Origin of the sequence: Clostridium sp. C1, assembly GCF_018223625.1 — a bacterium.
Classification (GTDB): domain Bacteria; phylum Bacillota_I; class Bacilli_A; order Erysipelotrichales; family Coprobacillaceae; genus Allocoprobacillus.
The window spans coordinates 675,088-698,781 of the sequence record NZ_CP073631.1 but is presented as its reverse complement, the minus strand read 5'-3'; the positions used below and the strand labels follow the sequence as shown (position 1 = coordinate 698,781).

Here is a 23,694-nt window from a genome sequence, read left to right as displayed (position 1 = left end):
TTCCTCCATTTCTGTTTTTTATTAGTTTTTATATTTCAGTGATTGGTATCTGATATCTATACTCGAACATCTTCTTTTTCATTTTATAAACATCTGTACGCATTCCTTTGACATCCTCGACAACTGTCTTATTCTTTTCGATATCAAAGTACACAAAATCAGCAACATATGTAATTGGTCTGATTTTCTTTCCCTGCATTACATATCCATCCTGAAGGACAAACCTCTTCTGCAGTTCCAGGTCCTTTATGAGGCCGGCATTTAACATTGTTTTGAGTTCAATGTAGCGCTGGCATTCGCGGTTGCTGTCGAACTTGACGCCATCCAGATAGACTTTTTCATTTCTGTACTTGCTATAGCGTCTCTGGCCGCGATAGTTGAAGTATCCACTCATCTATAACACCTCCAACATAATAAGCATCAGGACTCCAAAGACAGCTGCTAGAATTATGAAATTTAAGAGAAGAAAACCTTTCAATAACTTAATTTCTCTCATGTGCTTTCTCTGAACGTTTATAATATCTGCTATGATTGATGTAAACATTTTGTCATTTGAATGTAGTTTGCGAATAAATTCTAACTGTGCATCAAGCATCTCATCATGTTTTACAATGCCCTTTTGGCAGTCTTCTATATTCTTTTTAAGGTCATTAAATAAGCTCCTTGTTGCTAGAGTTACATTTGCCATTATAGTTTTCCCTCCCTTAGCTGATCCAGAAGATCGTTTAATTCTTCATTGTTCATTTTGATTGGTGCCTGACTTTCTTCAGATGCATTTTCCTGGTCAATCATCTTCTGCATCTTGGCTAGATTATCCGTAAGAGATTTCTTGAGATATGTATATTTATGATTGATCTGTTTGTTCTTTGTCTTGCGAAGAACATAATTAAGAACTACAGCAACATGATTGAATGAATATTCCTCAAGAAATTCATTTATCATCTCATCAAAGACTTCAGGAATATCATCATCATTGATGAATCCATTTTTTAATAATTTAAATGTTAAAGAATTGAAATTTGAATGCACGCCAGTGCTTCTATCTTTTATATCTTTTATATCTTTTTTATCTTTATTTATATTTATATTATTTATATGTGGTACACGAGCTGGTGCAACTGTTGGTGCAATATCATTATTTTCATGTTTTATTTTTGTTGGTGCAACACTATTTAAAAACTCTTGAAAATCGTTGAAATTATTGACTGTAACTATAGTATATTTGTTGGTGCAAAGTAGTGAAATTTCTTCTCCATCATTGTTGGTGTAAGACCTGGTGCTTTTGTTGGTGCATCTTTTATAACCCGAAAGCTTTCTTAATGCTTGTTGAATTTCACCTTCAGTCTTACCAAGTTCTCTAGCCATTTTTGGTCTTGAAGTTATAAAGCTTCCGGCCTTTATTTTGATGGGTTGTATAGGTTTTCCATCATATTCAGTTATGACCTCATCTTTCCAGGAAGCTGAAAGAAGACAGTGAATGAACACGGATTTGATATTATCATTCTTGTAAAAACGCCAATTCTTAAATTTTCGATACAGTGATATGTAGCCCTTATCGTATCTGTTCATTACGCTGACTCCTTTCTTTTTGTTTGATTGTTTTTGAAAAGGTTATATAATTTCAATATAGGAGGGAATAAAATGGACACCTATAAAGTTTTAAAAGCTATTCAAAATATCAATTCTTCATTTGATACTCTAGTTACTGCCGATGAAATATCTTCTTCGCTAGGAAAAACGATAACCGATAATGACCTTATATATTTTGATAGATATATAACCAAAGGATCTAAAACAATAAACGGTGAAACAAAACAGGCATATTGTTTACTTCTTCAAGGTTATGAATACATATCAAATTATGAGCAAGATATTAAAGATAGAAAGTTAAATCATAAAACCTATATAATCAGCATTCTTACTCTGATATTTTCAATAATAGCTGTAATAATTGCTATAATAGGTTTGCTTTAACATCCCCGATTGTTAATTTTGTTGGATTTTGTGAGTACCATTCATCAAAATCCTTTTCTTTTATCTCTTTGTATTTATGTACAGCATAGTAATATGAAATATTTCTGTCACCAACAATATAGTGGATGATTTTAAGCATATTCATTTCCTCAACGGTAGCATTACATTTGCTGTTTACGGAATCATAAATTTCACATAATTCCATAACTGATTTCTTTCTTAAATATGAATAATTTTTCATCATTACATCCACCTCTAAAACTCCTGCTTGCATATGAGCTGTTCAACCAGCTTTCTCAGGTTTCTCTTTTCATCTGACAAATCTATTAAAGAGTTATTCTTCAATGTTTCATATGCCTCATTGATTTCTTCAAGATTTCTTATCTGCTTTTTCATGTATGAAATGTCTTCATTGTTATGATCAATGACATCCTGATAACTGCTTACAAGTCCTGATGACGATATTTCTGCAGCTTCGATATCCTTATGTGATTGATCAATCTTTTCTCTCATCTTCTTGACAAATAGTTCGTTGAATTCATCATCTCCAAAGTCAATCTTGTATAAAGTGACAACGATTTTCTTTGTTGGACCTGTAACTATAACCCAATAGCCATTCATGAAAACCTCAACATAGTTGTTTTTTAGAAGAGACCCAGTATAAATGCTTTCTCCATGCTCAATCATCTCATTGATCCATTTTTCTATATCAGTGTCATGATCACTGACAAACTTTCTGATGTCGGTTATGTTATCACGACTCATGATGCGCTGAGCGTATCTTTCCTTTGCGTGATTGCTGATTGTGTAACACATAAATATCAATCCTCTGAAACACGTATTATCATGATGCCGTTATGGTTACCTTCAAGGCTATATCCAAAGCATAGATTTCCACCATCACAAATCAGCGCTAATTCAGCTACGCTTAATTTAGGTGCGTTTTTATATACATAATACACAGAATGATGATATCCAGGCTTTCTTCCAATGACAATGTCATAGTCATCGAAACAAATATCAACACCATCAATTATTTTGTTTTTAAAATCACTTCTAAAAATTATATATTTTGACTTTAGCTCGTTATAAATATCATGATTCATACGTCCTTTTTCAAACTCATTTTCTGTAAAAGCCCAAGGTGAATATATTCTTCTTTCTAATCCTTCCATATCTCATAATCTCCTCTAATAATCTGATTGATAACACTAATGCATTCCATTTTTATTTCATCTATTGTCCATTTCTTTCCACCAATTTCTTCGGAAAAAGGAGTACAGTTGACAAAATCGCCTGCATGAGCATAATCCCATCCAATGAACCATCCACCTACCAATTTCATATCTTTAATCTGGACAAAGTTATCGGAATAAGTTAGTCCCCCATGACAGGCAATTCTGTTGATATATGTATAGTCAACTCCATATAGATCATTTCCTGGATGTATCATTACATAGGCACATGGATGAGTGCCAAAGGTTACTATGTAGTATTTAAAACCTTTGTGTTTTCCACAGCCAATGAGTTTTCCAGTTAATACGTTATTGTATATTTTATCCATCATTTTCACTCTCTTTCTTTATAGGCTTCTTGTTTGGATCAATCTCTTTCCAGAAGCACTCATGACATCCGTTTCTTGTATTGATCCAAAGATTAAAATGTTCATACTCCTTCACAAATTTATATTTCATCAGAACACCACCACCCTTTTGCCAGTAGCTTCGGCCACCTTTGATTTCATTCTTTCTTCATCACTGTTTCTGTCACTCAAATGAATGAGATGAATGCAGTCAACTCCCTTAATATCGTTTGATTTCAGGAATTCAATGCAATTATCTAAAGACAGGTGAGAATGAAGGACACGCTTTTTCAGTGAAGCAACATCATTGCTATTGAACAACGTCTGATCATCATAATTGCATTCAATTATGATGTCGGTTAGACCTTCAAATCTATACTTGCAGTAATATGAATCGGTAAGATAAAGAAGCTTTTCTCCTGTTTCGATGCTATAGATTAGATAACCACATGGCTGAGCTGCATCATGCTGCGTATCGAACGCCATGATTTCAAATGTTCCACGTTTTCTGATTGTCTTATATGGAATGACCATTGAAGTATATGGTGTATGAAATGGATCTATATCAAGAGCCTGCCATGTACCACATGTTGCAATTGTTTCAATTCCACGCTTCAGGACTTCTTTAACACAAAGGCAATGATCCTTATGCTCATGTGTAATCAAGCATGCAACAATCTGTGATGTCTTGAATTTGCAAGCTTCCTGTATCTTTCTGAATGGAAGTCCACACTCGATAAGGAGTGTGGTAAATCCATCAGTTACAAGATAGGCATTGCCTTTAGAACCCGAACCAACGCATTTGATGTTCATCAGAAATCTGGTCCTCCCATTACCTTTTCTTCAGCTTTAAGAGAATTCTCGGCCATCTTACCTTGAATGATCTCTCCAGTATTGATATTAACTGTTGGAGAAGACGAAGCTTCTTCGATTGCTTCTGGTTCCTTCTTTTCTGTGAAATCAGCTTCAAATACTTCCTTGTTAGCATTATCTTTGATTTCCTGATCAACGCTTTGCTTTTCCATCTGCATTTCACGTTCTTTTATGTAAAGATAATGATCATCAATTTTCATCGGATCGAGAGGAAGATTGGCTTCTGAGTAGACAAATCTTTTCAGTGTCTTGAGGCACATTTCCTCATACCATCCATCTGTTTCCACCTGCTGTCTTTGACCATTTACATATTCAGTTTTAGTACCACCCCAGAATTCAGCTGCCGCTTTATCAGGTTTGCGTTTTTCAATATCTTTCTTAGTCATGAATACCACTTTATTTTTAGATGGATCATCAAATTCATAGTAACCAAATCCACCTAAGAACTCTCCTCTCTCAAAAGGATTATTAATCTGGAATTCATAACCTTCAACATGGTGAAGTGAATCCTTTTTGATCAATCTGAATGTATCTGAAGAATATACAAGTTCGAGCACAATATTCTTAGGCTTGTCAAGAGCATATTTTTCTGCCTTGAATTTGATACCGTTATATCCTTCCATTAAATTGATGTCATATTTGCCAGTTCTATTGTTCTTGAATGGAATAGCATGAATCATATTCTTTTGTTGAATATCCAAGCCCATCTTTGAATAATGCATGACATCCAAAGCAAGTTGCTTTAGGTTGACATTGTCCCATGTATATGGAAGATTGTTATCATATGCATGATCCTTGTTATTCTTATTTTTTTGAATTCTTTTTTCCTCTGTATCAGCAAGCATTTTATCTATTACAATAAAATAACCTTGTACAAGCTCCTTTTGCTTTTGAGTAGGATCGATTTCCATCCCACCTGTAGCAAATGCTCTCATGACTGTATTGGTAAATACCTCGCTATTGCTTTTTACGATTGTGTTCTTCTTGTTTTCCATAAATTGTTCCTCCCTATTCTGTCATTGTTAAAGTCTTATAATTTCCATCAACCACAAGCTTGATAATCTGCATGTTGTCATAGCTATTTAAATCCACAACTGATTCCGCATTATCTACAAATACAGGAAGCTCTGCTCCAATATATCTGCTTAATACAGAGATCATCTCAATCCCAGCATTCATGTTGGCACCCCTGTTTGACCCGTTATTGAATGGAACATAGGCACCACCCTTTGCAGGTACCATGACATCGCAGCATTCCTTAAGGCCACCATTGATCTGTGTTTCAAATAGCTTGAATCTTACATTATTGAAATACTGGTTGATATTCTCAGTAATCATGTTGACCTTTGTCTTTATGAACTCTTCGCATAGATGGATTTCGAATTCCATATTTTCGTAATTTTCAGAAAGAATCTTCTGTGTTTTCTTGAGTTCATCAATGCGTTTGTTTTGATAGTCAACAGTTGAAAATAAGCTTAGCTCCTTTTCACGAAGTTTCTTTTCTTCATTAAGATTTGAAATATCATCTTCTAATTCCTGTTTTCTTGCAATGTTCAAATCATCAACAATCATGTTCTGTGCTTCCTGGAGCTTCTGATTGAGAACATGATACATTTCAGTGTTTTCAAACAATTCAGCCTTAGGTTTTGATTCTTCAAGTTTAGACAATTGCTTTTTATATAGAATGATTTCAGATCCAGCAATTTCCTTTTCTTTGTCTAATTTAGCAATGGCTGCCTTCTGTTCTTCAATGGCTCCCTTAGAAACAGATTGTCCTCTTTTATTGATTTCAGTTAATTTATTATGCTTATCTAAATTGAACTTTGCTTTTAGCTCATCTATCTGCTCTGCAGGAAGTTCACGACCGCATGTTGGACACACCTCTTTGGAGGTATCCCATTCTTTCATTTGAACCTCTTTATATTCCTCAAGAAGTTTATTGCGCTGATTGATCATATAGTTCATATCATTCTCAGCATTTCTCTTTCTTGAATCTATACTGCTGAGTCTAATCTGAAGATCATTTATCTTTGAAGAAAGAAGATTGATATTTTCCTGTGCCTTTCTTGATTTCTTGGACTGTTCATCAGCAAAAGCAATACGTGCATCCTTGATTTCCATCTGAATTTCATGAATGCGTTCCTGCTTCATTCTTTCATGATCAGAAGAAGACAATGATAATTTTTCAATGTTTAATTCATTGATTTTAGCCTCAATACCATCAATTTGGTTTTGAATTGAATCCTTATCCAGTGAAGAAACATCAGGTATTGCACGACTGGCTTCATCTATTCGTGCGGGAATCATTTGAATGTCAGCATTTGTTTTCTTCATTCTTTCCTTTGTCATCTTCATGAATTCGTCTACAGTGTAATATTGATCGTTCGTTCCATCTTTCAAAAGAACGCCTTTCAATTCAATAAGTTCTGGATTGTTAGCAATGATATAGTCATCACTGTAATCACCGCACATTTCCAGCAAGATCTTTCTTCTCTTTTTCCAGTCCATGTTTGCAAAATAATTGATGTTTGAAAGCATGAGAATGTTTTCTGCACTTTTGAAAATATTGGCCAAGTATTCATCGAATTGTTTTTGTTTGACAGGCACATCATCCATGTAGTATTCAACGACATGCCCACTAAATTCCGATGTTGTTGATCCTCTTTTCTTCGTATATTTTTCTTTGAATACTTTCTTTAATGTAATTAACGATCTATCATCAAGCTCGTATTTGCATTCCACTGAATGTTCAAGATTATGTATATACCCTTCTGGTCCAATAGTCTTTGGATCTAGATTTTCATTTGCATCAGACTTTTTTCCAGTAAGAAGCCAGCTCTGTGCATCAGCAATGGTTGATTTACCAGCACCATTCGTTCCTCTAAAGACTCTGTTGAGTCCATTGAAAGAAATTTCAAGATGTCTGATTCCCTTGAAATTTTCTAATTTCATGTTAATTAGTTTCATTACAGTTCCTCCTCTTTTTTATGAAATCTACGAAACAGACTTCTTTCTGTTTTCGATTTCTCTTTCCATTTCATCTGTTGCTTGCTTGACAAATTTGTCAACAATGTCCTCAAGCTGTTTTGTAAAGAACTCACTGCTTATTCTTAGCTTTTCCTTTATTTCATTGCGGTTCTCCAAGTGACTGAGAATCATCGAAAATTCATCTTCAACCTGAATTTGAGCAGCGTACCCATTTTCAGTTATGAAGAAAGTGAAATTAATCAATTCTGTTTTTTCCATGCTTTCAAGCGTTCTTGCCGCTTTTTTACCACTAAGTGTTTTCATTCCCATTTTCATTTCCCTCCTTGTCTAAACTATTGAATGTGTGCCCAATGACAATATAGTTGTCATTTTCTACTGGATATAAATGTTGCAATGGTGTACATGCACATGTTCCATCCATGTGATACCAGATGAATGCACCTCTTTTGTCTTTTGTATACTTGCTAAAAACTCCAATCTCAACTTTATAAATCTTTCCTCTTGAGTCTGTTGGACAGTAAGCTACAAGCTGCCCTTTCTTGAATCTATCTTCCATCTATCTTGCTCCTTTCATGCTGATCACAACTATGGTTATGATTGTGATTGCTATAATTCCACCAAAAATAAGATATGGTAATGCTCTATGCATGAGTGGTTCCTTAAAGTACGGAACAATAAGGTCAGGTCTTTGAATGTTTCTTTTTCTTACATTTTGTTGTTTCATTCTTCAAATCTCCCAAGCAACAGTGCCAGTAAAAATGTAATTGTTCCAAACATAAGAGATAGATTTCCGTTATAATATCCACTTACAACTGTAATCAAGGCAGCAATGAGCATCAGAATAAAAACCACATCACTTTTATAGATTCCTTTTCTCATCTTGAATTCTCCTCTCCAATCGTCTATAATTAAGACGATTAATTTTTCACTTTTAATTAATCAATTCGCTGGATCATGTGGCACAATCACATGGTCCTTTTATTTTTTCTGCGATTTTTCTCATGTCATCACGATTTCTCATCTCACACCCATCAGCAACCTTTAAGAAATCTTCTATTGCCTTGCGATTGTATAAAAATGACTGTCCTATTCTTGTTGCCTTTATGAGTCCAAATTCTCTAGCGTAATCAACAAGCTTTCTGCTTCCAGTGTTCAAAAAATAATTTGCCACTTCCTCGGCTGTGAAGTATCTTAATGGGTCCTGCATGGCTATGGCGTTATTCATTTCTTCCAGACGTTCCGCGAGTATCTGGTTGATTGTTGGTCTTTGCATTTCATTCACCTACCCTTCCTGCAAATATCTAATTAACGTTGCATTGACGAAGATATGATCTTCAGAACACATCCCAATCTTTGTGATTTCATCATAGCCAACAGTCTTAGGAAATTCTTCAATAAACTTTTTCGTGAATCTGCGATGGCCAAGTGACGTCTGATACTTTCTTTCAAGATCACCCTCATCAAAATCAACACCTTTTTCAAGAATCACATGAATTCTTTCAAGCTTTTCTGAAACATTGACCTGCATCTGTATCACCTCCTAGATAATGATTTCATGACAGACTGAATTCTTCATGTTTGTTTCTTTCCATTCTTCCTCACTGTAGATGAATGAGCAGTTCAAAAATCCTTCTTGATAATCTGGAAATTCCTTTCTGAACTTTTCAGCCGCCTCATATCTACTTTTTGCCTTTACGATGACGTGGCCACCCTGATATGGAAAATACTCTGCTGTTCCAAAAGTGAAATAATACTTGAATGAATGATCAAAGATATTGATTGCATTCAATTGAATTTTTTCTCCACCAACGGTATTGAATTCTGTACTGATATGTTCAGCTTCAAATAAAGTACCTTTAAACAATTCGTTTAGCTGATTTGTTATTTCTTCAACTGCATCATAATTTCCGTTAATGTTAATTAATACGTTTTTCATACTTACCTTCCTTTCCGTTCACTCCTCCGAAGCAGACAACCTCATAGGGGAACGTCAATAAAATTTGTCTGACTTAAAAGTATTTTTAAAGCATGCAGGAGATTCATGAGAAATAGCATATTATTATAATTAGCTGTTGTATTATAGTTTTCGAGATTGCCTGCTTTAGAGGAATGAACAAATTTAAATATTTTGTTTTAACTCCGTTTTTTCGGTGTTTAAACACTGTTTTTACAAAACATGAAATAAAATTAAATGTTATGATAAATATGTGCTTCAAATAAGTTAACATATAGCTTACTTATGTTTTTAAATAAAAGTCCTCTGCTTTCATGCACAATTTGTTAGCTACATAAATAAGTTCAGGACCACTGAATTGCACTTTTCCATTTTCCTTTAAACAATATGAAGATTTAGATTTTATTGGTCCGCCGACCATATCTTCTTGCGTTAAACCTAAAAGTACACGTTTTGATTTAATTAACCTTACATCAATCTTATATATGTTAACCACCTCCGAGTTATCTATTTGTTAACTTACAAACTTATAATACTATAATACGGTTAAAAAATCAATAACTTTGTTTAATATTCTTTAACTTTGTTGAATATTTTTTAACAAAAATATAAGATATAGTTAAAGAGGTGATAACTTATGAGAAAAACAGAATCTCATTCATTCGGTGCAAGATTAAAAGAATTAAGAAAATCAAGAAACTTAACACAAGAAGAGTTGGCAAACGAATTAAATAAGAAGTATATGTTGAACGAATCGAAACCAACAATTTCGCAATTTGAAAATAATAAACGTGTCCCTGACTTTGATAGGATAGTTAACATTGCTGATTATTTTAATGTTTCTATAGACTATTTAGCGTGTAGAGAAAAAGTTACTGACAGTCATTCAGATAATATCCCTACTACCTTCTCTTCTCCACAAGAAGCTATCGAATTCATAATCAAACAGCCGATGGTAGCCAATTTTGGTGGATACGACCTTAACAAAATGAGTGATCAGGAAATAATGAATATGGCTGAAGATGTTGCAGATATGTTGAGGATAATGGCAAAGAAGCACAAAAAATAATATTTAAGAAGGAGTGCTTTGAAATGAACAAAATCTTATCAGCTGCTAAAAAAGTCATCCAGGAAACTGGATCAGATAATATTTATGATGTTCTTGAAAGTCTTGGAATTGAAATCAACCATAAGGATTTCAAGAATGTAAAAACTCAATCATGTCTCATGAAAAATTATGAAAATCATTTTTCGATATTCATCAGAAGAAATCTTGACTACCGATATGAACAGTTTCTTCTGGCTCATGAGCTTGGACATTATATTCTCCATCACGATGAGAATGTAAGTTTTTATTTTCTTGAAGGCCTCTATGCAAACAGGCTTGAACGTGAAGCAAACACTTTTGCATGCTGCTTTCTGCTTTCTGATATTGATTATAGGGAGCTTGAGTTTGTAGAAAATATGGATTGCATTATAAAAGAAAAAGGAATACCTATTGATATTTGGTATTCTCTAAATAACTTATAAAACGAGGTGATAAATAAATCGAATATAAAAATGTAACTATATATTGAACTCCTTTTCTCGTTTTTGATACAATAAAATTTGAAGGGAGGGATAACTATGAAAACATTTTTAAAAATTTTATCTTGGATTGTTACAATTCTATTATTTGTTTTTGGTTGTATGATGATTACTAAAAGTATATTATCTGCTATTTTAATGATTTTGGCAGCATTTGTTGCAAGTCCACTGTTCTATAAAACCTTAAAGATGAAAATCAATAATGCTTTAAGAATTATACTTTGTGTATTACTATTTTGCTTTTCATTCTATTTTTATGGACAAGTAGATAATAATACTGATCAGCCTAGTAAAGATGATAATCCTGTTACTGAAGAAACAAAAGAACAAAACGAAAATCAAAAAATTGCAGATAAATATGACGTCAGCGAGAAAATTATTACATCTTTTTTTGATGCTTCAAAAAACATCGGAATGGATACCGATAAAATAAAATTGGATGAAATAAAAAAAGAAAATGATAAATATGTTGTTTCTTCTACATACGATGAATACATCTTTTCGACTGAGATAAATGAAGATGGTTCAGTATCTACATATAAGTGTGGAACATTACAATTCTATGTTGCAGGAAAGCCTACACAAATAGTATCCGATAGACTTCCAACAACAGAAGAACGTGTAACATTAATGAATGCAGCAGAAGATGATGTTAAAGATAAACTAAAAGCTCCATCAACTGCTAAATTTCCTGGCCATGTCATGGAATCAGATGAATGGATTATCAACAAAAATGGTAATAGGTATACAGTTTCTTCATACGTAGATGCTCAAAACAGCTTTGGCACAATGATAAGAAGCAACTTTACGGTGACATACGAATGGAACGGTGATACAAAAATATCTCCTGATCCAATAAATGTTGTCATTGATGAATAAAACAGTCCATGTTTTGTTCAGGAACAAAATCAAATAAAAAAGTAACACCTGGACATTAATCCAGGTGTTTTGTTGATTTAGGAGGGATTAGATGAAAAAAACAACAAATAAAAATTCAAAAATACCTGGTATATCAATTGTCTACTATCTAATTACCGCATTATATATGTCTATTGGACTTATATTGTTATTTATGAATACATATTTTGCTAAACTTGATTTCTTTAAAAACTCAAGTCAAGTTAATGTTGCCACGATGGCTTTAACTTTAATTTCAATCGGACTCGCTATGTTCGGACTTGGTTACTCTTTCTATACAAATACTAAATGTAAAAATGAAATTATTTCTAATAATATTTCATCAATTAATAAAGCTAAATTTGACTTTTCTATAAAAAATGTAGCAACATCAATTTGTTTAATCATTTCACTATGTTTGATATCAATTTTTATTGGTTTTTGGTTCTATCATGATAAATTGATAGATGATAATCAATTAGGATATGTAGGTTCAATATTTGGTGGGGGTATCACTCTTCTTGGAGTTTGTTTGACTATCCATTATGAAAAGATAACTAGAAAAAAGGACATTGCTATTCAATATAAACCTATTTTAATTATAGATGATAATGTATTATATATTTTATCTAATCAGGATTCTAAAACAATAATTGAAGAATCGGATATGGTCGATATACTTGAATATGCAAAAAATCAAATTAGAATAGAATCAAATATTAAAATAAAAAATGTCGGTCGAGGAGAAGCAAAAAATGTATCGATTTCATCATCTTTTAGTTTAAACGATTTAAATCAAAAAGATTCTATTGAAATAACCCCAAAATGTATTGACATGATTCCAATAGATTATAATACTCAAGTATCCTCTTTACTTTGCTTTGAAAATATTTTTAAAGTTCCTAAAAACATTGGTACTATTCCAGTACGTAGTACTAAAGAAATGAATGTTGAGTATGTTTTAACATATACAGATTTATATACTTTAAAAAACTATAAGAGTGTATTTTGTTGTAAATACATATTTGAAATTACTAATGAACAAATTTGCATAACTAATAAAAGTAATAAAAACACTTTTATAGAAGCAAGAGAGGACAATGATAATGACTAAATTTTTTAAAGAAAATAAAAAGATGCTACTGCTCTTTCTAGCAATAGCAATCATATTTCCATTTATTATACTGTTTCCCTCTTCTATTGGTATCATCCCTTATGAAACAGGTTTGACAATAGTTGGATATGGAGGATCTATTCTAGGTGGTTTCTTTACGTTGTTTGGTGTTTGGTGGACAATTGAGGATAATAAGAGACAAAGAGAAGAAGAAATAAAGCCTATACTTATCTTAAGAGGACATCATAGAGAAATTTATGTTTGTCAATCACTTTTAAAGATTAGATTACGTTTAGAAAACGCTGGGACATATGAAGCTAAAAATATAAAGATAAGCATTAGTGATATTTCAAATGATAAAACTTTTATACAAGATATACGCTATACAGAACAATATTCATTAATTGCAAAAGATACTGATGTTTCAGGATCCATTTCTTTTGTAATTAATTCAACTGATGATTTTCCAATGATAAAGTTACAAATAAAAATAACCTACTATGGTCTTAAAGATAAAAAATATGAAACTTCATGTAAAGTATTCTTAAAAAAAGGTATACAAGTTCCATTCAATGATGGATGGGTATTTTCAATCAACGACTTTAACTATATAGAAAGCGAGGAATAAAAATGGAATACAACATTTATTGCGATGAAAGTTGTCATTTAGAGCATGACAAAAGTAATTCAATGTCAATTGGTGCAATATACTGCAGAAAAGATAAATTGAAAGAAATAAACAATAATATAATTCGTATTAAAGAAAAAAATGGAATAACAAAATTTTCTGAAGTAAAGTGGACAAAAATAAGTCCTGCAAATAAACGTTTATATATGGATTTAATAGATTATTTCTTTCATGATGATGATCTTTCCTTTCGATGCGTAATTGTACCCAACAAACACATATTAGATCATAAAGCCTATCATCAAACTCATGATGATTGGTATTACAAGATGTATTTTACAATGTTAAAAACAATTTTATCACCGACAGACTGTCACAATATTTACATTGATATAAAAGATACCAATTCATATGAAAAATCACAAAGATTACTAGAAATCACTAGAAATTCTCAATATGATTATAACTCAAATATTGTAAGAAAAATTCAACCAATAAGATCTCATGAAGTGCAAATTATGCAGCTGGTTGATATATTTGTTGGAGCCATGACATATGCTAACAGAATTTTTCCAGATAATGAAAATATTGGAAGCACTAAACAAGAGCTCTGCGATTACATAAGAAAAATCAGCGGATATTCATTACAAAAAAGCACACTTGCAAGAGAAGAAAAAATAAATTTATTAGTATGGGAGGCCAATTATTATGCAAGATAAATGCTTTTGGCTACCTGAATTAATAGAGTTTGATGGTTCTGATTGGGAAAGCTACCAAAATAATATTTATGAAATATTTTTACAGGATTTCGTAAGAACATTTCCTACTTATGATCAAAAAAGAGTTCAAATACGTAGACATCCAACATACCACGGAAAGGAAGAATCTTTTTTTCACATTACTGGAGGTCACGATGATCCTCAAGTAGATAGAGTTCCAGATTTAAGAAGATGTGAAAGAATAAAGTGGCCAAGAAAATTTATTGAGAATTATTCATGCAATTGTCCCATTGATTGTAAAGACTTTAAAATTTGGAAAAAACCTTATAAAGGAAATTATAGAGTAAATTTTTTGAATGAAAAAGAAAAATATTTGGTAGTTATAGAAGTCAGAAAAAAATATTGTCTGTTAATCACAGCATTTTATTTAAACTGGCCTCACGCACTCTCAGATCAATTAACTTATTATGAGAAAGCGAAGGAAACAGAAAACGCCATCTTGCGATGACGTCTTCAGAATCTCCTTTTACACTAGGTAAATGAGCTATAAAAAGGAATTTGATATCTCAATTCCATATTAATTATATCTTTTACACTTGTATTATATACTAAAATATTGCAAAAATGCAACCCTATAATTCCGAAATGATATTAAAATGCAATCATATTCATATCATATTACAAAGTGAGGTGATTATCTTATGCCTAGAACAGATTATCCACTTAAAGTATTAAAAAGAAAATCAAAGAAGCATGGCATTACATATACCTGGTATTTCTACTACTATGATGCACAAGGACGACATATGAAATCCAAGAGTGGCTATATTGATTATCAGAAATGCTTTGATGAAGGATTGAAGGAATATAAGTTTTTTGCCCAGAAAGGCATCGTTCCATCAAAAGAAGATGATAACATGTCTGTCAATGATGTATACAATATCATGCTAGAAGATTATGATCATCAGTCCGCTGCAGCAAAGCGCGATGCAAAGCATAGATATAAAAATCATATTGCTCCTACTATCGGCAGCAGGTTTATCAAGACAGTAAAAGTGGCAGAACTTCAAAATCTTGTTAATGACTGGAACAAAAACACTTATAGCAGCACCTATGATCATAACTGTTCCCTCCTTAAAAAGATATTTATCACAGCACGCAGACATGGATATATAAGCGAGAATCCGTGCGAATTGCTTATTTTCCCTCGTGGTCGTAAGAAAACATTAAAGAAAACAAAAATGCCTGTAGAGGAAGATTTGACACTATTTAAAGAATATCTAAATAGCCTAACTGAGAAATATGGCAAGGACAAGAGATATAGAACAACACCTTATGAGATTCATGGTCATCTTCTTGCATTTGATATTGGATTGGTAACTGGTGCAAGAATTGGTGAAATCTATGCTTTAGATTGGAATCGTATAAATCTGAAAGAAAAGAAGTTTGAATTCGTGCAGAGCTATGACTACATGGCCAAGCAGATGAATACCGAAATGAAGAACGAATATTCTCGACGTGACTATCCGTTTGATGATATAATGCTTGAAAGGCTACATAAATGGAAAGAGGAAACAATTGATCATTTTGGAAAGCTCCCATCTTCCCTTCTGACTCGTGAAGACGGCGACAGATTAGATCCTCGTGCCATGCAGGACTATATGAAAAAATTCAACAGCAAATATGGAAAGTCATTATCATTTCATCAGTTAAGACATTATTTCACAACTGTCAACGCGATTGATAATCATGCTGATCAGATACTTCTCCAGGAACTGATTGGTCATGCTGTTGGATCTGACGTCACACAGAGTGTATACACTCATTTAAGTGATGAAAAGAAACGCCAGTTGCTCGAGAAATATTATCAGCATATCAAACCATTATTGAGTGGTAATATGGATGAAATATGATGTAAATATGGTATAATTTTAACAATTTGATGACAATTTTAGCAAAATTCTATATTTTATTTTAAAAAGTATTGATTCTATCGATACTTTTTTATATTACTAGAAATACAAAAAATCATCTCAATTAAAGTAAACCCTTTTTTATTCAACATATGAATTGTCCTTTCTGTTATAGATTTGATATTGAATTCATCATTGGAATAATAATCGCGATATAAATTGTAATAACAAAGATAGCTACAAAACAATAAACTGCCGGTATCAAATATTTTAAAAATCTTTTGATCCAGTAATCTAAATATTCATAGGTGGCTTGGATATAATAAGATAAAGCTTTTTTTTGTTGAGGATTTTTCATATACATTTGAAAAAAAGAAATAAACAATTGATCAAAGTATTCAAAATCCTCCAGTATTTCTTCTAAATTCTCACCTCCATATAAACGATTATTCATTTCATATAAGACTATTTTTAAATCACTATCCGTCATTTGTTCATTTAAGACTTGAATAATTCTTGTACTATCCATATCCTCATTTAATAATTCATGAAAATACAAAGCAAACTTCAAAGAAAAATATTTTTGTAAAATCGTCTTAAATACAGGCCATTTTAAATAAAGTTCAATGACCTTATATAATTTATGCTTAAGTGCATAAACAAGCCTAAAAACAAGATATAAGCTTAAAAATACAGCTAATATAATGAAGCAAGGCATAATGTAAAAGAAAGCAAATAAGATTTGAATCATAATTGATTTTTCAATCTGAAATGATAAAAATAACTGATTGACATTAGGCAATAAAACCAAAACAACAAATAACGAGAAAAGAAATAAAAATGTCATTAATATAGAGGGATAAGTTAATTGAGATTTTAATTGATTTTGATAATCCTCTTTCATCATGCATATATCCAGACTTTTTTTAATTGCTTCTGATAAACAATTTTTATTTTGAAAAAAACGAAAATATTCTTGAAATAAATGAGGTAATGAAGACTGCAATAATACAGTTTCAATAGATTCACCATGATCCAATTGTTTTAACATCTCATAAATAGCTGGATGATGAAGCATCTGCTGACATAAACTCAACGTTTCTTCAATACTGTAACCAGCATCTAACAAGCTATACATATTCTTCAATAAAAGATAATCCTTATTCATTATTGAGCTCCTCTTTAAACAAAGCTTGATCAAACCCAAGATTGACAAGTTCTAAAGCTGCCTTTTGAAATGATAAATAAGAACATGTATGCTCTTTGAGATATTGTTCAATATCCTTTTTCTTCATCAATTCTGATAAAACAATAGCCTGTTTATTTTGAATATCATATTTCATACGTTGTGAAATCACACCAATGACCACATCAAGAATATCAGCCTCATGAATCCCTAAATTCATTAATCTTTTCATTGATAAAGGTGCATTACTGGCATGAATCGTTGTTAAAACAAGATGTCCAGTCAAAGCACATGTTAAAGCAATCTTTGCTGTTTTTTCATCACGAATTTCTCCTATCATAATCACATCGGGATCATGTCTTAAAATCTGTTTTAATGTATCATGATATGTAATTCCAATTTTTTCATTTAATTCAATTTGAAGACAACCATCTAAATGAATTTCAATAGGATCTTCAATCGTAATAATGTTTTTACGTGCTCCTGATAAAATTTGTTTTAATAAGGTATAAAGCGTGGTTGACTTACCAGAACCTGTAGCACCACTAATAAAAAACAAACCACTATTTTGTAAAGAAAGCCAATAGAGATAATCTTGAATTTCCTTTTGGTATGTTAATTCTTCAATCGAACGTAATTCATGATTATTCAAAATTCTAATCACAATACTTTCAAATTCAAGAGAAGGTAAATAAGATACCCTTAAAAAATAAGTCTTTTGATTCATATTTATAGAAATATTACCTGTTTGAGGCATCAAACGATAATTCGTATGAATCATAGAACGATATTTAATAAAATTCATCAGCTTATACCCTCTTTCATTTTCCATCACCTCATATTTCTTTAATTCTCCAAAAATACGAAACTGAATCTTCAAATCCTTTTTCAATAACAAATGAATATCAGTAGCATTTTGGTTTAATGCACGATAAATCATCTTCTCAAATAGTTCATTCATAATAACCCTCCTATTATATATATACGCATTATTTTTGCATTTTTCTTTTTTTTCAATAAAAAAAGATCATATTTTTTTATGATCTTAAAAAAGGGTTATGCATTTGTTCATATTTTATAGAGCTTTCTTCACCATGTCCCGGTAATAAACGAGCATCAAACTGTAATGTTTTTATCTTTTCCAAACTCTGTTTTGTTGTTAAATGTGAAGACGTTGGAAAATCATAACGTCCTATTGATCCAGCAAATAAAACATCCCCACTGAATAATGCATTTTCCTGAGGAACATAAATCATGCTGCTTCCTTCACAATGTCCCTCTAACAATAACCATTGAACAGTCATATTGGCTATATTCATTGTTGGTGTTGCTTCTAATATAGGAGCTTTTAATGTCATTGGTTCCCCCATCATACTTGAAAGATTATATTCAGGTTTCGCAATTATTTCTAGTGATTCTTTCTGGGTATAGATAGGACAATGATATTGATTATAAAGATAATCAACAGCTCCAATATGATCAAAATGGCCATGTGTTAATAAAATAGCTTTAATATCAAGTTCATTTTCTGTTAGAAAACGAGCAACTTTTTGTCCCTGTGCACCTGGATCAATCACAAAACATTCATGTTGCTCATTATAAACCACATAACAATTTGTCTGCATTGTTCCTAAGATTAATTTTTTTATCATATATTTCTTCCTTTCCTATAAAGAAAAAAAGCCAAAAAGGCTTATTTCTTTTCTTTATGAGTAGTTTGTTTATTACATCTAGGACAGTATTTTTTTACTTCCATTCTTTCTGGATGATTTCTTTTATTTTTTGTATTAATGTAGTTTTCTTCTCCACATTCAGTACATTTTAAAATGATGTTTTCTCTCATTTTTACACCTCCATCACGACTTTGCCATAATATAATAGCATAAACAATAATAAAATGCTATAAATTTTTTACTTTTTATCCATATTTTTCAAAATACTTCTCAAATGCATATTTTGATAATGTCTGACATGTGCTTCCTGCTCCATTTGGTAATGCTTCTGCAATACATGCCACAGCAATTTCAGGATCATCATATGGTGCATACCCAACAAAGGCACGGTTTGCCCAGATATCATATGTTCCTTCATGTAATACTTGGGCTGTTCCGGTTTTCCCAGCAGCTTCATAATCACCATTGACACTTTTTGCTAATCCAGAAACACACCCCATACGGAATCCTGTCTGAATGGTTTCAAATGCCATTTTATAGCTTGATACATCATCAAGAACTTTGACTTGATGCTGTAATAAAGAAATTTTTGTGCCATTTTCGTCTTCAGTAAAAGATTCCATAAACAGATGTGGTTGAATTCTCTTGCCTCCATTGGCAAGTGTAGAAATATATTGTGCAAGTTGAATAGGAGTATAAGTGTCATATTGTCCAATCGCAAAATCCAGGAAGTTACCGGGTTGACGTTGTGTCACTTTTCCACGATAACCTAAGGCTTCACTTGGCAAGTCAATACCTGTTTTCACACCTAATCCCAGTTCACCTACATCTAAACGCATCTGATCAAAAGCTGAATCTTTAATAGATAATGGCTGATCATATTCATATGTGCCCCCACCTAATAAAGTTGCGACATAGAACATATATATATTTGAAGATTGCGATAAAGCTTCCGCAGCATTCAAACGTCCTAATCCACCTGTATCCCACGAATATTTAGCTGGTGTCCCGGCAATTTTAAATCCACGACTCGTATCATCAAATTCTGTATACTGGTTAATCACGTTATGCTTTATTCCCGCATAAATTGTACCACCTTTAAATGCTGAACCAGGAGCAAAAGCATTTTGTACAGCACCTCCAGCTAATTCGTAGACATCCCCTTTACTGTCTTTTTGAACACCACACATGGCATAAATAGCCCCCGTATTAGGATCAATCAAAACCAGATAAATATTATGATTATATTTATAAAGAGAGCCAGTAAAACCTTTCATCGTCTTTTCCATTTGTTCAGTAATAGATGACTGTAAATCCCAATCAATTGTCAAACGAATGTTATCTCCTTTGGTTCCACTAGAAACAGTATTGACAACAGGATTTCCATCACTATCATAGCTTAATGAATAAGTTGCAGGTGTTCCAGCCAATATATCTTCATATTGCATCTCCAAACCACTGATTCCCACACGAGAGTCATTATTATAATCTTTAGCTAAAAGAATATCTTTTGTACTCGCAGGTAATCCTGCTTTTTTCGTTGTCACTTTACCTAAAACGGATTTAAAATTAGCTCCATAAGTTGTTTCTCTAGACCAGTCATTCGTCACCTTAACACCACGTAAAATATCTGAATTTTCACCAATCAGACTGGCTTCTTTAATCGTTAAACCTTCCAATAAAACAACTGATCCACTGCTACAATTTTGAATCTTAGCATAAAGCATATAAAATTTAATATCATCTTCAGATAGGTTTTCCTTAAGCATTGCACTTGTTATACGACTAAGCTGTAATTGATAAAGTTCATCACTTGTATAAGTCGATTTTTCTTCTTTAGTCAACAAACTATCTACTAGTTTTTCATTTTTCAAAATTAGATAATCTTTCTTATCTCTTTCGGTTACGCTTTTGGTATCGACATTAACATTTTTAACTAAGAAGTTAGCAATCATTTCCATTTCTTCTTTTGTTATATCTTGGACTGCATAATAAGTTGCACAATTGATATTTTTATTATAAGACAGTCTTTTATAATTACGGTCATAAATATTTCCACGAAATGTATCTTTTGTAAAAAGACTTGTATTGTATTGATCAAGCTTTGTTGTGTAATATTCTTGCTGGGTGATCTGTGTTAAAAATAAGCGAACTAATAAGATCACACCAACAACACCAATGAATCCCATTAAAATTTTAAATCTTCTTGAGATGACATTATCAGTTTGATTTTTAATTTGTGTTTCAATTTCTTTTTGTCCTTCAAATCGGATAGGATTTTTCTTAAAAAAACTCAATCGCAATGCACCTCCTCGACTTATTATATTATATACAAACCAGAAAGTAAATCAACCCATAAGAAAAAGAGAATTTCACAAATTCTCTTAATCATCATCAACAGATAGAATAGCCATGAAAGCTTCCTGTGGAATTTCTACACTTCCTACTGCTTTCATACGCTTTTTCCCTTCTTTTTGTTTTTCCAGTAATTTTTTCTTACGAGAAATATCCCCACCATAACATTTTGCTAAAACATTTTTACGCATTGCCTTAATATTTGTACGAGCAATGACCTTCCCTTGAATAGCTGCCTGAATAGGCACTTCAAACATCTGTTTAGGAATAATTTCCTTAAGCTTTTCACAGATAATACGACCACGATTATAAGCAAAATCTTTATGAACGATTGTTGATAAGGCATCAACAACTTCCCCATTTAACAAAATGTCCATACGTGTTAAACGACTTTCCTTATAGCCATCTAACTCATAATCAAAAGAAGCATAACCTTTTGTACAAGATTTTAGTTTATCAAAGAAATCATAAACAATTTCACTTAAAGGAATCAAATAAATAACATTTCTTCTTAAATCATCAATATATTCAATATCTTGATACTCACCACGTTTAGATTGACAAAGTTCCATAATAGGTCCAACATATTCACTCGGAGTCATAATAGATGCTTTGACATAAGGTTCCTCGATATGATCAATACGCTGTGGTCCCGGTAATGCAGCTGGATTATCTATTTCTACCATAGAACCATCCGTTAAATAACAATGATAAATAACAGATGGAGCGGTTGCGATTAATTCAAGATCAAATTCTCTTTCTAGACGTTCTTCAATGACATCCATATGTAAAAGACCTAAGAAGCCACAACGAAACCCAAAACCTAAGGCTTGAGATGTTTCTGGTTCAAAGACAAGTGATGAATCACTGAGTTTCATTTTTTCTAATGCTTCACGTAAATCTTTATATTTTGCATTATCAACTGGATACAGACCACAATAAACCATTGGATTTAATTTTCTATATCCAGGTAACTGTGTCTGTGATGGATTTTCCAGTGTAGTAATGGTATCACCGACATGAACATCATTAATTGATTTGATAGAAGCTGCAATCCATCCAACTTCACCAGTCACCAGCTCATCTTTTTTGACTTCTTTTGGTGTTCTAACACCGACTTCAAGGACCTCATAAACAGCATCCGTCGCCATAAAACGAATGTGGTCACCCACACGAATACGTCCTTCTTTAATACAAACAAAGACAATGACACCACGATAACTATCATAGTAGGAATCAAAGATAAGTGCTTGTGTTGGATGTGAACTATCGCCACGAGGAGCTGGAACATTTTTGACAATATCTTCTAATACATCTACAACATTCAATCCTGTTTTTGCAGAAATGAGTGGTGCTTCATCAGCTGGTAAACCAATAATATCCTCTATTTCATGAATAACACGTTGTGGATCAGCACTTGGCAAGTCAACTTTATTGATGACAGGTAAAATTTCCAAATCATTATCTAAAGCCAAAAATACATTAGCAAGAGTTTGAGCTTCCACACCTTGAGCCGCATCAACCACAAGAACTGCTCCTTCACATGCGGCAAGTGAACGTGAAACTTCATAAGTAAAATCGACATGACCCGGTGTATCAATCAGATGTAAAAGATAGGTTTCTCCATTTTTAGCCGTATACTGTAATTGCACAGCATTAAGCTTAATTGTAATACCTCTTTCACGCTCTAAATCCATACTATCAAGCAACTGTTCTTTCATATCGCGATCACTGACCGCCCCTGTTAATTGTAATATTCTATCTGCAAGAGTCGATTTTCCATGATCAATATGAGCAATAATAGAAAAGTTTCTCATATGTGACTGATCAATACTCATCTTTATCTCCCCTTTCTTTTCTTATCTATTTTACACAATTCTATCTGAAATGAAAACAAAAAAATAGTCAAAATGACTATTTTTTCATAAAATATCTATCTAGGAATTCAACATGTTCTACTTTCACTTCCATGATCGTCGTTGAAAGATGATCAGGCGTTTCAAATGTTTTTGATTGCAATCTCCCCTTAATTCCTAAAAAGCTTCCTGCTTCACAACAATCCATCACTTCCTGTGCTATGCCTTTCCATAAAACACAGCTAATATAATCGTGATCTCTAATTCCTAGATTATTACGATAAGGTCTTTCTACATCGAGAATCAATGTCGCCAGTTTTACTCCCGTTGGCGTTTCTTTAAATTTTGGATTTTCGGCTAATCTGCCAATTAAAATAATTTCATTAAACATTTTT

Annotated in this window: 34 protein-coding genes; 9 read left to right on the top strand and 25 right to left on the bottom strand. The window is 32.4% G+C overall.

Annotation, left to right across the window (positions count from 1 at the left end):
• Nucleotides 1–28 precede the first annotated feature (28 nt).
• Genes KEC48_RS03800 through KEC48_RS03790 form a run of 3 tightly spaced genes read right to left on the bottom strand, consistent with a single transcriptional unit; the run spans nt 29 to nt 1,569 of the window.
• Nucleotides 29–394, bottom strand: coding sequence for a DUF1064 domain-containing protein (locus tag KEC48_RS03800; RefSeq protein ID WP_211964496.1), 366 nt, complete (start codon nt 392–394; stop codon nt 29–31).
• The gene (locus KEC48_RS03795) at nt 395–688 is read right to left on the bottom strand and encodes a hypothetical protein (RefSeq protein ID WP_211964494.1); all 294 of its coding nucleotides are present in this window, start codon (nt 686–688) and stop codon (nt 395–397) included.
• Complete coding sequence (locus KEC48_RS03790) at nt 688–1,569, bottom strand: hypothetical protein (protein ID WP_211964492.1); 882 nt, start codon at nt 1,567–1,569, stop codon at nt 688–690. Before KEC48_RS03790 ends, KEC48_RS03795 begins: the two co-directional genes overlap by 1 nt.
• 72 nt (nt 1,570–1,641) lie before the next feature.
• On the opposite strand from KEC48_RS03790, the gene KEC48_RS03785 reads away from it, so the two are divergent.
• Complete coding sequence (locus KEC48_RS03785; RefSeq protein WP_211964490.1) at nt 1,642–1,974, top strand: hypothetical protein; 333 nt, start codon at nt 1,642–1,644, stop codon at nt 1,972–1,974.
• On the opposite strand, the gene KEC48_RS03780 is transcribed toward KEC48_RS03785, so the two are convergent.
• From KEC48_RS03780 to KEC48_RS03710, 15 genes are all read right to left on the bottom strand, one after another.
• Entirely contained in the window at nt 1,955–2,248 is a 294-nt protein-coding gene (locus tag KEC48_RS03780; protein WP_211964488.1) for a hypothetical protein, read from the bottom strand. The genes KEC48_RS03785 and KEC48_RS03780 overlap by 20 nt on opposite strands.
• Nucleotides 2,230–2,790 carry a hypothetical protein gene (locus KEC48_RS03775; RefSeq protein ID WP_211964486.1) on the bottom strand — a complete coding sequence of 187 codons (561 nt, stop codon included), beginning with the start codon at nt 2,788–2,790 and terminating at the stop codon, nt 2,230–2,232. The genes KEC48_RS03780 and KEC48_RS03775 overlap by 19 nt, the downstream gene beginning before the upstream one ends.
• A gap of 5 nt (nt 2,791–2,795) precedes the next feature.
• Nucleotides 2,796–3,149: a hypothetical protein gene (locus tag KEC48_RS03770; protein ID WP_211964484.1), complete on the bottom strand. Its 354-nt coding sequence runs from the start codon at nt 3,147–3,149 to the stop codon at nt 2,796–2,798.
• A complete protein-coding gene (locus KEC48_RS03765; RefSeq protein ID WP_211964482.1) occupies nt 3,137–3,541 on the bottom strand; it encodes a hypothetical protein in 405 nt (134 codons plus the stop codon). Before KEC48_RS03765 ends, KEC48_RS03770 begins: the two co-directional genes overlap by 13 nt.
• A complete protein-coding gene (locus tag KEC48_RS03760; protein WP_211964480.1) occupies nt 3,531–3,668 on the bottom strand; it encodes a hypothetical protein in 138 nt (45 codons plus the stop codon). The genes KEC48_RS03765 and KEC48_RS03760 overlap by 11 nt, the downstream gene beginning before the upstream one ends.
• Complete coding sequence (locus tag KEC48_RS03755; RefSeq protein WP_211964478.1) at nt 3,668–4,369, bottom strand: MBL fold metallo-hydrolase; 702 nt, start codon at nt 4,367–4,369, stop codon at nt 3,668–3,670. Before KEC48_RS03755 ends, KEC48_RS03760 begins: the two co-directional genes overlap by 1 nt.
• Nucleotides 4,369–5,424: a recombinase RecT gene (locus KEC48_RS03750; protein ID WP_211964476.1), complete on the bottom strand. Its 1,056-nt coding sequence runs from the start codon at nt 5,422–5,424 to the stop codon at nt 4,369–4,371. Before KEC48_RS03750 ends, KEC48_RS03755 begins: the two co-directional genes overlap by 1 nt.
• Nucleotides 5,425–5,437: 13 nt before the next feature.
• Nucleotides 5,438–7,396, bottom strand: coding sequence for an ATP-binding protein (locus tag KEC48_RS03745; RefSeq protein ID WP_211964474.1), 1,959 nt, complete (start codon nt 7,394–7,396; stop codon nt 5,438–5,440).
• A gap of 27 nt (nt 7,397–7,423) precedes the next feature.
• Nucleotides 7,424–7,726 (bottom strand): hypothetical protein, encoded by a 303-nt coding sequence (locus KEC48_RS03740; RefSeq protein ID WP_211964472.1) that lies wholly within the window; start codon nt 7,724–7,726, stop codon nt 7,424–7,426.
• Nucleotides 7,707–7,973, bottom strand: coding sequence for a hypothetical protein (locus tag KEC48_RS03735; protein ID WP_211964470.1), 267 nt, complete (start codon nt 7,971–7,973; stop codon nt 7,707–7,709). Before KEC48_RS03735 ends, KEC48_RS03740 begins: the two co-directional genes overlap by 20 nt.
• Nucleotides 7,974–8,141, bottom strand: a complete 168-nt coding sequence (locus tag KEC48_RS03730; protein ID WP_211964468.1) for a hypothetical protein — start codon at nt 8,139–8,141, stop codon at nt 7,974–7,976.
• Nucleotides 8,138–8,296 carry a hypothetical protein gene (locus tag KEC48_RS03725; RefSeq protein WP_211964466.1) on the bottom strand — a complete coding sequence of 53 codons (159 nt, stop codon included), beginning with the start codon at nt 8,294–8,296 and terminating at the stop codon, nt 8,138–8,140. Before KEC48_RS03725 ends, KEC48_RS03730 begins: the two co-directional genes overlap by 4 nt.
• A 73-nt stretch (nt 8,297–8,369) precedes the next feature.
• Complete coding sequence (locus KEC48_RS03720; RefSeq protein WP_211964464.1) at nt 8,370–8,690, bottom strand: helix-turn-helix domain-containing protein; 321 nt, start codon at nt 8,688–8,690, stop codon at nt 8,370–8,372.
• 9 nt (nt 8,691–8,699) lie between these two features.
• Entirely contained in the window at nt 8,700–8,945 is a 246-nt protein-coding gene (locus KEC48_RS03715; RefSeq protein WP_211964462.1) for a hypothetical protein, read from the bottom strand.
• Between the two features lie 12 nt (nt 8,946–8,957).
• The gene (locus KEC48_RS03710; RefSeq protein WP_211964460.1) at nt 8,958–9,353 is read right to left on the bottom strand and encodes a hypothetical protein; all 396 of its coding nucleotides are present in this window, start codon (nt 9,351–9,353) and stop codon (nt 8,958–8,960) included.
• Between the two features lie 655 nt (nt 9,354–10,008).
• On the opposite strand from KEC48_RS03710, the gene KEC48_RS03705 reads away from it, so the two are divergent.
• From KEC48_RS03705 to KEC48_RS03670, 8 genes are all read left to right on the top strand, one after another.
• Nucleotides 10,009–10,440 carry a helix-turn-helix transcriptional regulator gene (locus tag KEC48_RS03705; protein WP_211964458.1) on the top strand — a complete coding sequence of 144 codons (432 nt, stop codon included), beginning with the start codon at nt 10,009–10,011 and terminating at the stop codon, nt 10,438–10,440.
• A gap of 23 nt (nt 10,441–10,463) precedes the next feature.
• Nucleotides 10,464–10,901 carry an ImmA/IrrE family metallo-endopeptidase gene (locus tag KEC48_RS03700; RefSeq protein WP_211964457.1) on the top strand — a complete coding sequence of 146 codons (438 nt, stop codon included), beginning with the start codon at nt 10,464–10,466 and terminating at the stop codon, nt 10,899–10,901.
• A 96-nt stretch (nt 10,902–10,997) separates the two neighbouring features.
• On the top strand, nt 10,998–11,837 hold the full coding sequence (locus KEC48_RS03695) for a hypothetical protein (RefSeq protein WP_211964456.1): 840 nt from the start codon (nt 10,998–11,000) through the stop codon (nt 11,835–11,837).
• A gap of 91 nt (nt 11,838–11,928) precedes the next feature.
• Entirely contained in the window at nt 11,929–12,969 is a 1,041-nt protein-coding gene (locus KEC48_RS03690) for a hypothetical protein (protein ID WP_211964455.1), read from the top strand.
• Entirely contained in the window at nt 12,956–13,597 is a 642-nt protein-coding gene (locus KEC48_RS03685; RefSeq protein WP_211964454.1) for a hypothetical protein, read from the top strand. The genes KEC48_RS03690 and KEC48_RS03685 overlap by 14 nt, the downstream gene beginning before the upstream one ends.
• Before the next feature lie 2 nt (nt 13,598–13,599).
• The gene (locus tag KEC48_RS03680) at nt 13,600–14,316 is read left to right on the top strand and encodes a DUF3800 domain-containing protein (RefSeq protein ID WP_211964453.1); all 717 of its coding nucleotides are present in this window, start codon (nt 13,600–13,602) and stop codon (nt 14,314–14,316) included.
• Complete coding sequence (locus KEC48_RS03675) at nt 14,306–14,824, top strand: hypothetical protein (protein ID WP_211964451.1); 519 nt, start codon at nt 14,306–14,308, stop codon at nt 14,822–14,824. Before KEC48_RS03680 ends, KEC48_RS03675 begins: the two co-directional genes overlap by 11 nt.
• Before the next feature lie 193 nt (nt 14,825–15,017).
• A complete protein-coding gene (locus tag KEC48_RS03670) occupies nt 15,018–16,229 on the top strand; it encodes a tyrosine-type recombinase/integrase (RefSeq protein WP_211964449.1) in 1,212 nt (403 codons plus the stop codon).
• 169 nt (nt 16,230–16,398) lie between these two features.
• Here the strand turns inward: KEC48_RS03670 and KEC48_RS03665 are convergent, their stop codons facing one another.
• The 7 genes from KEC48_RS03665 to KEC48_RS03635 form a co-directional block, all read right to left on the bottom strand.
• Nucleotides 16,399–17,397: a type II secretion system F family protein gene (locus KEC48_RS03665; RefSeq protein ID WP_211964447.1), complete on the bottom strand. Its 999-nt coding sequence runs from the start codon at nt 17,395–17,397 to the stop codon at nt 16,399–16,401.
• Nucleotides 17,390–18,376, bottom strand: a complete 987-nt coding sequence (locus KEC48_RS03660) for an ATPase, T2SS/T4P/T4SS family (protein ID WP_205088790.1) — start codon at nt 18,374–18,376, stop codon at nt 17,390–17,392. Before KEC48_RS03660 ends, KEC48_RS03665 begins: the two co-directional genes overlap by 8 nt.
• A gap of 76 nt (nt 18,377–18,452) precedes the next feature.
• Nucleotides 18,453–19,067: an MBL fold metallo-hydrolase gene (locus KEC48_RS03655; RefSeq protein WP_205088791.1), complete on the bottom strand. Its 615-nt coding sequence runs from the start codon at nt 19,065–19,067 to the stop codon at nt 18,453–18,455.
• 41 nt (nt 19,068–19,108) lie between these two features.
• Nucleotides 19,109–19,258, bottom strand: a complete 150-nt coding sequence (gene rpmG / locus KEC48_RS03650; protein WP_087357442.1) for a 50S ribosomal protein L33 — start codon at nt 19,256–19,258, stop codon at nt 19,109–19,111.
• 75 nt (nt 19,259–19,333) lie between these two features.
• Nucleotides 19,334–21,385: a penicillin-binding protein 2 gene (locus tag KEC48_RS03645; RefSeq protein WP_211964445.1), complete on the bottom strand. Its 2,052-nt coding sequence runs from the start codon at nt 21,383–21,385 to the stop codon at nt 19,334–19,336.
• Nucleotides 21,386–21,472: 87 nt separating this feature from the next.
• Entirely contained in the window at nt 21,473–23,281 is a 1,809-nt protein-coding gene (gene lepA / locus KEC48_RS03640; RefSeq protein WP_087357444.1) for a translation elongation factor 4, read from the bottom strand.
• 76 nt (nt 23,282–23,357) lie between these two features.
• The gene (locus KEC48_RS03635) at nt 23,358–23,690 is read right to left on the bottom strand and encodes a single-stranded DNA-binding protein (RefSeq protein WP_087357445.1); all 333 of its coding nucleotides are present in this window, start codon (nt 23,688–23,690) and stop codon (nt 23,358–23,360) included.
• Between the last annotated feature and the right edge of the window lie 4 nt (nt 23,691–23,694).